Source organism: Sphingobium sp., assembly GCF_035511395.1.
Lineage (GTDB): Bacteria > Pseudomonadota > Alphaproteobacteria > Sphingomonadales > Sphingomonadaceae > Sphingobium.
Genome location: NZ_DATKFP010000103.1, coordinates 1 through 10731, shown reverse-complemented (window position 1 = coordinate 10731; position 10731 = coordinate 1). Strand labels below are relative to the sequence as shown.

The following is a 10731-nucleotide window of genomic DNA, read 5'->3' as shown; positions in this document are numbered from 1 at the left end:
TGGGACACCGCGTAATTGATGTAGGCGCACTCCTACATGGTACAAAATCGCATGAGCGCTTCGATACAGGAGGGTGACCATGTCGATCTATGTAGGACTGGATGTGAGTGACAAAACCACGCATGTTTGCGTGGTTGACGCTGAGGGCGCAGTTTTACGACGTGAGGTTCTGGCCAGCGATCCCGAGATTATAGCCAAGTGGCTAGGGCGTTATTGTCCGGACGTGGTCCGGGTAGTTATGGAGACCGGACCACTTTCCGCCTTCCTTTATCACGGCATGGCAGCTCGCGATCTGCCGATTGAGTGCATTTGCGCCCGTCATGCCAAGGGTGTGCTCTCAGCTCGGGTCAACAAGAGCGATGTTCATGATGCTGAAGGCATCGCGCAGATGGCCCGAACGGGCTGGTTCAAACGCATCCACATGAAAGATGCGGCCACGCATTTTGACCGGGCCGCAATCCGCATTCGCGCCCAACTGATCACGGCGCGTACTTCCATGATCAACCAGTTGCGCGGGCTTCTGAAGCTGTTCGGCCTTCGCCTCGGTTCTGCCAGAGCCGCAGGGAAACGGACAGAACGCCTGGTTGCCCTCTATGCACAGCGCCCCGATTTAGAGGCGCTGTTTGCTCCGCTCATTGCATCCATGGAGGCAATCGAGGCGCAACTCCGGGCCTCGACCCGCACTCTGGAGTTAAGGGCTGCGTCAGATCCGGTTTGCATGCGCCTGATGACGGTTCCTGGCGTGGGGCCGATCACCGCGCTCACCTTTACGATGAGCATCGAGGATCCCCGGCGCTTTGCCAGAGGCGAGGATGTCGGGGCGTATGCTGGGCTGGTCCCTCGACGAAGCCAGTCGGGCGAACGTGATACGCAAGGGCACATCTCCAAGGCTGGCGACCCTATGTTGCGACGCGCGCTCTACGAAGCAGCCAATATTATCCTGTCGCGGGTGAGGCAGCCATTTGCGCTACAGCACTGGGGTAGAAAAATGGCAGAAACCAAAGGCCCCAAGCGCGCCAGAGTCGCAGTCGCACGGAAGCTGGCCATTTTGCTCCATTCCCTTTGGTTGAACGAGACCGAGTTCCGCTGGGTCTGACCCGGCGTCCCGTTCCCGATCAGCCATGCCCGGATGATCTCGTCACAAAAGTGGAGGGCTAAACCTCGTTTGGGACCCAGAGACGTCCACCTACTACCGCTAGGCCGCGATCATGAGGCACAGACGATCAGTTCTTCCAGCTGTCTGGTGACCTCGAAGACAACCATTGGCAATCGGGCGGGGAAATGAGCTGCCATGCGAATATCAATTAGACAACATTTGCCGACAAGCGCCCGACGACAGCGCTCGCGCGCGCATGGCAGCACTTCCCGATCCGCGGTATGATCCTGTGACGGGTGTTTCCTGAGGCTCGGCGCCTTGTTCCAACTCTGTCTCTAGATATAAGACATGTGCGAGGACGCATCGGCGGCACCAATCAGGTTGCGCAGTCTGGCGAAGGCAATCTCTTCGCCGCGCCTTGAACCCCAACTGCATCCGCGAGCATAAAGCCGAAAGGCAATTGCCACCATCTCTGGCGAGGCTTCGCTTGGGATGAGTTCAAGAAAATTCTCCTCGTCGTCCCTCAACTCCAGCATCCCGGAATAGCCATCAAGGCGGGTTAATGCGACGCGCGCAGCCGAGTTGAGTTCAGCAAGACGCGCGTTGAAGCTATTCACATATGCCGCATCTGGTATCGAACTAGGCATGATCACCTCCTCCGCCGGCAAGGCGGTCCGCACCGTTCGCGCACGATCGCCGCGCCGCAGCTTCAATCCATTCGGCACGAGCATCTTCGACTGTGTGGGTGAGCGCGTGATCGACGCAGAACAGATGGAACATACTATCGAAGGCGAGTTCCGGAGAGGACAGCGCGTCGGCCAGGGCGGCGGTGAAGCGATCGAAGGGTGTGAGATCACCCGCCGGTACCCATCGAGCAAGATCATCGCTCTCCGCGTTGCAGAGGTCGCAGAAGGTGCAATCATACACGCCGGAGATCGCCCAGACCTGCCGCTGGACGTCCCATCTTGCGCTGGCGTCGCATGCGAGCATGTCGCAACCGCAGTCCCTGCAGACAGGTTTGAGACCACCGGCGGGCGATGCGGGATCGGGTTCGTCGGGAAAGCTCGGAACGAAACTGAAGCTGTAGGAAAGATCAGGGATTCGCAGGTCGAAATAGGTCGATCCTTCAGCGGCGAGGTAAGCCGCAGTCCAGATGTCTGCTCCGTCCTTGATATGAAAAGAAATGGTGTCGGATTCGAAGAGGTCGCCCCCACTGAAATAGTCGACATCGATCCGGTAGACACGCGTCGTCGTGGTCATGTGAGCCATGACAAATCTCCTTGAATTTTGATCGAGTGGTGCCGGCTCGCTCAGCGAGCGCGTTCGAGCAACTTGCGGGCCTTGCCTTCGAGCTCCAGGCGTCCGTCCTGATGCGGGCGGCTGCGTGCGAGGGCGGTGATTCCCTGAACGAAATCATAAATCGAAGCCGGCGGGTGCCCCTCTTCGGCCAGGACCGTCGCGATCACCTTGGCGGTCTCGGCCTTGGAAAAGCCTTCCTTGCGCAGGAAGCTTTCCCGGTCCTCGTCCTTTCGCGCGACGATGGCTGAGCGCGCCGCCGATATCCCGTCGATGAACGAGCGAGGCGAACTATCGGCGAAGTGCGCGAGCGCTGGCGCCGCCTCATGGGCGAAGCGGTTCGCCGCGAACTTGGAGTGACGGATGTTGACTTCCCGAAAGTTTTCGACGCCCCACAAATTGCGGTTCTGACAGACCGCACGGAGATAAAAAGTGGCTATCCCCAGTGACTTGGAGCCGACCTCTGAGTTCCAGCAATAAAATCCGCGAAAATAGAGATCCGGCTCACCGTTGGGCAGTCGCCCGGCCTCGATGGGATTGAGATCGTCGACCAGGAAAAGGAAGACATCCCTGTCCGAAGCATAAAGGGTGGTCGTGTCGCTCGTCACGTCGACACAGGGGTTGTAGGTCATCGAACCCCAATCGAGCACGCCCGGAACCTTCCACCTTGTGTCGCCTGTGCCATTGCCCGCGATTTTCATCACCGCGGCGACCAGTTCATGATCCCAGATGCGACCATAGTCCGGTCCCGTCACCGCCCGCAGCTCGGCGCGGCCATCGTGCGTCTGCAGCAGTTTCACATGCTCGGCCGGATGGCGGATGAGGCCATGCTGGAGGTTGATGCCGGCGAGCGCGGCGGGGAGCTGCCGCAAATAGGAGGCCGGGGCGCCCACCAGACTGCAGAGCTGCCCGAACGACCAATTGGTGGGTGCAACCGGCGCGCTGTCACCGGGAACAAAGAGCGAAAGCCGTTCGGGCTCGTCGCTACGGGCCTCGACCCGCACCGTCCGGCTCTCGATGATCCGCGTGGTCGCCCGCTCGGCGCGCGAGCGCACGCTGGCGTAGAGATCGTCCAGCGAGAGATAGCGCTCATCCTGGGGGCGATTGAACCATTCGGACGAGACGCGAGAAACATTGGTCCCGCGTGATATATCGACGCGGTAAGGCTGCGCCGCTTGGCGCGGGGCAGAAGATAGTGCGTTCATAAAAAGCCTCCGAAGATGGGAGAGTCGGCGATCCCGCGCAGCTTCCAACCGCGCTTCGCCGCCGCCCTTTCCCACCCCCCTTTCCTTCTGCTCGCCTGACTGGTCAGCGCTGCCTCAGGCCGCCTTCGCGTCGGCAAGCCGGCTCCATTGCTCGCCTGTGCGGACGATCTGGTCGAGGATGGCCTCGGCACGGTCAGTGGGCACAAACAGCCTGGTCTTGTAATTGATGATCTGGGTGAAACAGCCGATTGACTTCAGCCAATCCCGCCGTGCGGCGGGAAAATCACGAATTTCGAGCCGGCGCGCATCGTTCACATGAACCTGCACCAGCCGCGCAGCATCCATGCCGACGATCGGAACCCCCTGGCGCCCTCTGGCACCAGTGATCATCTCCGCTGGGCTCAGCACAGTGGACGTATCGACACCGAACGACCGGGCGAGTTTCTCCAGTCCATAGGGCGAAATGATGCGTCCGAGCAGCGAGTTGCCTTGCGCATCGGTAACCCGCCAGACTCGCATATCGTCGTCCGGCAGACGGTCCCAGACTGGAAGCAGGAGCCCGGTTGCCATGCTGATCGTTTCAACGTCGAGCTTCGATCGGGTCTCTTCGGCCTCCAACTCCCAGAGGCGTTCGAATTCCTCCTTATCGACAGGAGACCAGAGGCTCTCCTGAAGGGCGGTATCGCGGATGCGGTCGCGGCCTGTTGGCCGAACAAGCTGCCACATGGTGATCGGGTTGCCATCATTGTCCATGCTGCTCCAGCTTGGCACCTGGAGTGCAACGCGGCCCGACCGGCCGTTGCGCAGCCGAATGGCTTCGACACCGCCATAATCACGCTCCAGCTGGGCGAGGCTGAGGGCACGCTTGCGAAAATGCAGTTCAATGCGGCTGAGCCGAGTCTCGGCGCCCGTCACAGGATCACGCCGCAGGACCTGCTCGTCGAGGAGAGCCATGCGCTCTGCCTGCATGGTTTCGACGCCGACATCGAGCGTCCCGGCCTCACGCGCCGCATCGACGCGCGCCTGGATCAGCGCCATATATTCTTCGAAGATCGCATTCTGGGTCTCTATCCGCAGAGCCAGCAGGCGATTGAGCCATCGTTGGATCGGCGGGAGATCATCGAGCAGACCGCCGCTTTCCTTGTCCAGTAAACGAAGGCCCGTCATATCGATGAAGGCGGCAAGGGTCGTGCTGGTGAGCTTGCCGCGGTAGAGAAGATGGTACCACTGGATGAGCGCATCTTGGGCATAATCGCTTTCGAGATTGTCCGAGGGATCGAACATGTTCTGCCCGCCTGTCTGTCGCTGCCCACGGGTCAGGGCGCCCAGGCTGTCGAGGCGCCGCGCAATGGTGCTGATAAAGCGGCGCTCGCCCCGGCAATCCGTGGTCACAGGCCTGAAGACGGGCGCACTCGCCTGATTGGTGCGGTTGGAGCGACCAAGACCCTGAATGGCGTTTGCTGCGCGCCATCCAGGCTCCAGCAGGAAATGGATCCGTCGGCGCCCGGCAGATTTGGAGTTGCGATCGGCATGATAGCTCCGTCCCGTGCCGCCGGCGTCGGAGAAGACCAGTATCTGCTTGGCCCCAGACATGAAGGCTTCCGCCTCAACGATATTGCTGCGACCGCCCCGGTTTTCGACGCGCTGGCGGCTATTTGCGTCGACAATGAGCCGCCGAGTCCGTCCGGTCACTTCTGCTACGGCGTCGGTGCCGAAATGCCGGACGATTTCATCGAGCGCTGAGCCGATTGGCGGCAGGGCGCAAAGCTCCTCGATCATCTCATCACGCATGGCGAGCGCCGCCTGGCAGAAGACCGGGTTACCAGCCTCGTCGACCATCAGTTCGGAGCGCTCGGCATCGTCGCTCCCCTTGATGATCTGCATCATGCGGACCGGGAAGGCCGTCTTGAGGTAATCGATCATCGCCTCCCGAGGTGATAATTCGATATCGAGGTTGGCGCGCTCCTCGGCAGACAGGCTTGCGAGCCGTCGCCCCAGCATGGCTTCGGCCGTCGTCACGAGCTGGATAATCGCATGATTGCCCGCATCAAGCTCGCGGGTCACGGCGTCGATCAGGCTCGGCACCTTCATGGCGATCAGCAACTGCGCGAAGAAGCGTTGCTTGGCGCTTTCAAACCGCGAGAGCGCAGAGCCCTTGGCTTGGGCATTGAGCGCCTTGTCCTCCATCCGGTCGACGATGTTTGTAAGGGCGAGCACCTCATCGAGATTGCGGTGGATGACCGCCCATCCATCGGCATAGGCATTATAGGTCTCGATCTGGGCCGGGGTCAGCGGATGAACAAGCGGATCATATTCAACGCCGCGAAATGTCAGCGCGCGCGCCGTGTAAAGCCCGAGGGCTTTCAGGTCGCGCGCGACGATTTCCATCGCGGCGATCCCGCCCTTTTCGATGCCGCTCATGAAGGCCGCACGATCATCGAACGACGTGCCCGCCCCCCAAAGGCCAAGACGGATAGCGTAGCAAAGATTGGCGGGGTCGGTGGCGCCGGTGGCCGAAATATAGAGGATTCGGGCCCGTGGGCGCAGGTTTTGAAGGCGAACGCCGGCCAAGCCCTGCTCGGATCCCTTCTGGGTTCCGAACTTGGTTTCGGTGCCTGCGGCGTTAGCCATTTCGTGTGCTTCGTCAAAGCAGATGACCCCCTCGAAATCATCTTCGAGCCAGGCGAGCAGCTGCGAAAGGCGGGAGGCAGCGTCGTGGCGCTGGGACCGCAGCGTCGCATAGGTCAGGAAGATGATGCCGCTTTCCATCGTTATCGGCGCCCCGAATGGAATGGCGTCCAGCGGCTGGATATCGATCGGCAGGCCTCCCAGCGCCGCCCAGTCTCGCCGCGCATCCTCGATCAGCGCTGCGGTCTTGGAGATCCATACCGCCTTGCGGCGGCCGCGACTCCACTGGTCCAGGATACAGGCTGCGACCTGCTGCCCTTTGCCGACGCCAGTGCCGTCGCCGATGAAAAAGCCCATACGATAGGCGCGCCCCGCACTGTCGGGCATAAGCATCGTGCCAGCTTCATTGGGCGCGTGGAGTCCGGGCAGATCGCGCTCGAACGCCTGTCCCGCGTAGACAAGGGTTTCAAGCTGGACGTCCGACATAGCGGTGACGGCGCAGCGGGGCAGCATGGGGACATAGGTCGGCGCGGGAGGAAGGATCGAGGACACCGCAATCGACTCGACCAACTGGTCGGGATGCGGCTTTCCGCCCGGAATATCCATGCGGGAGAGACGCCAGGGCACATAGATGCCGATCTGCTCGTCGGCGGGCCGCGGCGTTTCGCGAACAGCGTAAGCGAGCGGTTCTACCGTCGTATCCACCGCGACGGCAGCGCGCGGTTTGAGCTTGCGGCCAATTGTTGTTGAAGGCGGCGCCATCAGCGGCGCACCGGTTCTGACAGGCATTCGCACCGGGATTCGTGCTTTAGTCGTTCCTGCCGGCTCGCGCGGCGCGCTATCGTGCGACCCCAGCCTTGGCGGCGTCGAAAGAATATGCGGCAGGGCCGATTTTATGTCTGGCACGCAAATCCGTTCTGGCGCGCCGGTCCAGCCTTTATCGTAAGTCATCAGGCGGACCGATACGCTGGTGCCGTGCTTTGCGAACGGCCGGCCCTGCATCGTGATTTCCACGCGCGGCGGGACAAGGTCAGCGACAGCCCGGTAGCCTTTCTGCCCGCTCCCATCATGGGCAAATGCCGGCGACATGATCGCAACGCACCGGCCGCCGGGCGCGAGGCGCGCAAGGGCAGAACGAAGATGCCGGGCACCGGCATGAGCGTCGCGTCCCCGCTGCTCGCTGCGGGCGAAAGGTGGGTTGATAAGCACGACATTTGGCCGCACGCCTGTTGGCAAAAAGTCGTCGATGAACTCAGCATCGTGACAGCTGACCTCGGCACCAAGCGCCTGCCCAAGCAGTCCGGCTCGCACGGGATCGCGTTCGTTCAGGAGAAGGCCCGCGCCCGCCAGTTGCGCAAAAATGGCCAGCAGCCCGGTACCAGCAGAAGGTTCAAGGACCTGGTCGTCAGTCCCGATCGCGGCAGCCCGAGCGGCGAGATAAGCCAATGGCAAGGGTGTCGAGAATTGCTGCATGTCGACCTGACGCTCCGATCGGACCGACTGGGTTGGCAGGCGTTCGGTTCGCGCCAGCAGGTCAACAAGGACGGCTTCGGGCAACGCCTCGTTCAGCGGATCGCGCATAAGTGCCAAGGCCTGAGCCGTCTCCAGCGCGTCGAATGCCTCGCGCAGCGACCAGGCGCCCGTCGCGTCGCCAGCGCCGAAATAGGTGGTCATCAGGCGGGTGAGACGGTGTCGGTTGATGGGCTGGCCGCTCACTATGAGTTCGCAGAGGTCTTTCGCGACCGAAGCGAGGGTCCAGATTTTTTGATCGTGCGGCCCGGTGCCAGCGGTAACGGCGGCAAAGAGATCAGAGGTCATGGCAAGCTCCAGATGCCCGCAGCCAAGCGGCTGCAGGCGAGGTCGTCGGGGCCCTGAGGCTGCCCGAATTCGATGTTCGGAAAATTTGGGCGAGGCGCGCACGCGGCCCCGCCCACGGTTGTTTAGGCCGCTTCGGGCAAGTCGCTCTGCTGATTAGCGGACGCGGGCTCGCCGCTGGGGGACTGCGCCTCGCCATCCAGGGACGCGGGCCCCTCAGGCGGACCAAAGCGCATCGCGTCCGGTAGCCACTGCATCGCCCGATCCTTGATATCGGCCTCGACGATGATCTGGCCGCCAAAGAGCTTTTCGGCAGAAAGCGCGAGATCATGCTTCTTCGAGCCGCTGTACCGGCTACGCAGTTCAGCTCCGCCAACCTCGTGGAAATGGTCCAGGATCGTTGGCTTGGCTACCCGATCGAAATAGCGTCGCGCGGTCGGACGCCACCATTGCGCAACATCGATGTCGAGCTTGGTGCCGAGGTGGTCGATGAGCATGGCCGAACGCTCACCTGCTGGCACCGCGTGGAGGGTTCTGGCAACCGCCCAGCCAAGCCAGGCCGCCCGCGCAGTATCTGCGAGGGCGCAGAAAGCGTCGTATCTTTCGCATATCCCGCCTGCATCGATCCAGCTGCGGTCGAGGCCCGCCTGCAATTCATCCCAGCTTTCCGCAGCGGGCGTGTCGCTCTCGAAATTTCCGACGCGAGAGCTGGGCACTGTGGCGCGCAAATCGCTCGGCATGTCGTAGCGATAGGCGACTGCCGCGTCGGCCATGATGAACGCGCCGAGATCGAGGGCAAAGTGGGGATCGCTCGCGACATGGACGCGGAGAATTTCCGTCTTCATGAGAGCCAGTTCTTCCGCCAGCTTCTGGCTTATCGGTGACCGTCCGGAGGTCTCGTCGACCAACTCATCGGCGCGTTCGTCTTCCTCCTGAGTTTCGGTCTCGGCATCTTCATCGACCTCGGGTTCAGGCTGCGGCATCGCGTAAATTTGTTCGTGGAGACGCGGAGTGCCGTCATCGCCGATCACCAGATAGGCAAGGGACGTAGCCTTCTGGTCGGCACCCAGGACCGGCGGGCGCTCGGTCAATCCCTGATATTCCGCTTCCAGCGTCTCGATCCGTTCGATCTCTTCGTCGGAATAGCCATCTTCATCGGCATTCTCGGCAATCGCCTCCAGCTCGACCTCGATCGCGCGCTGCCGCTCTTCCTCGTCAGGGGTCAGTTCTGCCGGTTCGCCCTCGACGGGAGCGAGGCCGATGGTTTCCATATAGGGAACACGGCTGTGGCAGACGACCCGCAGTTCGCCGAAGCCCTCGGTTGATCGCAGATCCGCGGCTGCCGCCTCCAGGCGTTCTTGCGCCAACGTTTCGACTATGTCGCTGTCGATCCAGTTCTCGCTCGCATTATCGGAGAAGAGATCGCCGTCGATCCTTCCACCGGCGGCGAGGTAGGCGTCGCGCCCGATAAGCAGGGCCTTGGGATCATTGCCGCGATAGAAGCCGGAGAACAGGCGGCGGCGGATTTCCGCGCAGTTCGTGGCATAGTAGCCGTCTGCAAGTTCTTCGAAGACGGCTGCCTGACGGGCTGTATCGGTGATGCTGCCATAGGCCTTCGCCACATCGAGCGTGATGGCGCCATCAGCGAGAGCGTCAAAAACGGGATCCGCAAGGCCAGCGAGTCGCAGACGACCCAGCACGAAACGCTCGGTGAGCCCAAAACGTATCGCAACGTCCGCCGGGCTCTTCTTTTCGGTCTCGATGATCGTCTGGAATGCCCGGCATTCCTCGGCCGGCGACATGTTGAGCCGATTGAAATTTTCGACGAGGCTGATTTCTGCCGCGTCGTTTCGATTGCTCAGCAGCTTCACCGTCACAGGGAAATCGGCCGGCAGCTTGCCTTCTTCGATCAGCGCCTTGAGCTGCGTGAGGCGGCGACCGCCGGCGGTGATCTGATATTCACCCTTCTTGCGCGCCACCGGCAGGCCGATCAGATTCTGGATGATCCCGTGCGCAAGGATGCTGGCCTTGAGCTCGCTATCGGCCACAGGGTCAGTCCGCCTGCGGACATTGGAAGGGGCGATCGAGAGCTTCGAAGCGGGAACCTGGATGTCTGGCAGAGCCTGGGACATGAGCTTTCTCCTGTTCGCGGGCGCCCTGACCATCAGGCCGCTAACCGCGCCCGCTCCACCACCACCTCCCCTCCTGCCCGGTGCAGCTCGTTCCAGTCATTGTATGGAGCTGGCGGCCACAGGGTGATGACTCGGCGCCCAGGCCGCATGTAGCGCGCTTTCGCCTTGGCGACCGCGCGCCGTCCGGCCCTGTCATTGTCCGCAAGCAGAACAAGCCGCTTGACGCTCTGGGGAATAGCTACTCTGTCGAACCGCTCGGCACCCAGCGTTGCCCAGACCGGAATGCCAAGAAGCGTCCCAGCTGACGCCGCGCTCTCAACCCCTTCGGCAAGACCGAGCACGGTTTGCGCAGGCTGAATTTGCACCGCTCCTGCGCCTAGCGAACCCAAAGTCCGCTTGAACTTTGTGAGCAGCGCCGGGCGGCCATTGGGCTGAAGAAATATCCGCTGGACCGCTACAATCTGGTCGGCTTCGACGACGGCGGCGAGAATTGCAGGAAGAAAGCGGACGTCCATCCCACCCCCGAGCGGCGTCGCGCCGTGAAAGCGCAGGGCTCGCG

7 protein-coding genes are annotated in these 10731 nt (G+C 61.9%); 1 reads left to right on the top strand and 6 read right to left on the bottom strand.

Translation table 11 applies throughout. The features are described 5' to 3' along the window. Positions 1-79 precede the first annotated feature (79 nt). Positions 80-1096: an IS110 family transposase gene (locus VMR39_RS06835; protein WP_325415237.1), complete on the top strand. Its 1017-nt coding sequence runs from the start codon at positions 80-82 to the stop codon at positions 1094-1096. Positions 1097-1431: 335 nt separating this feature from the next. Here VMR39_RS06835 and VMR39_RS06830 read toward each other — a convergent pair whose 3' ends face one another. From VMR39_RS06830 to VMR39_RS06800, 6 genes are all read right to left on the bottom strand, one after another. Further along, the gene (locus VMR39_RS06830) at positions 1432-1743 is read right to left on the bottom strand and encodes a hypothetical protein (RefSeq protein ID WP_325415236.1); all 312 of its coding nucleotides are present in this window, start codon (positions 1741-1743) and stop codon (positions 1432-1434) included. Further along, on the bottom strand, positions 1736-2365 hold the full coding sequence (locus VMR39_RS06825; RefSeq protein WP_325415235.1) for a hypothetical protein: 630 nt from the start codon (positions 2363-2365) through the stop codon (positions 1736-1738). The genes VMR39_RS06830 and VMR39_RS06825 overlap by 8 nt, the downstream gene beginning before the upstream one ends. 41 nt (positions 2366-2406) lie before the next feature. Beyond that, positions 2407-3597, bottom strand: coding sequence for a DUF932 domain-containing protein (locus VMR39_RS06820; RefSeq protein ID WP_325415238.1), 1191 nt, complete (start codon positions 3595-3597; stop codon positions 2407-2409). 114 nt (positions 3598-3711) lie between these two features. Beyond that, entirely contained in the window at positions 3712-8043 is a 4332-nt protein-coding gene (locus tag VMR39_RS06815) for a strawberry notch-like NTP hydrolase domain-containing protein (RefSeq protein ID WP_414712466.1), read from the bottom strand. A gap of 122 nt (positions 8044-8165) precedes the next feature. Next, complete coding sequence (locus VMR39_RS06805) at positions 8166-10172, bottom strand: ParB/RepB/Spo0J family partition protein (protein ID WP_325415232.1); 2007 nt, start codon at positions 10170-10172, stop codon at positions 8166-8168. A gap of 32 nt (positions 10173-10204) precedes the next feature. Then, positions 10205-10731: toprim domain-containing protein (locus VMR39_RS06800; RefSeq protein ID WP_325415231.1), on the bottom strand; the 527-nt coding region annotated here is incomplete at its 5' end.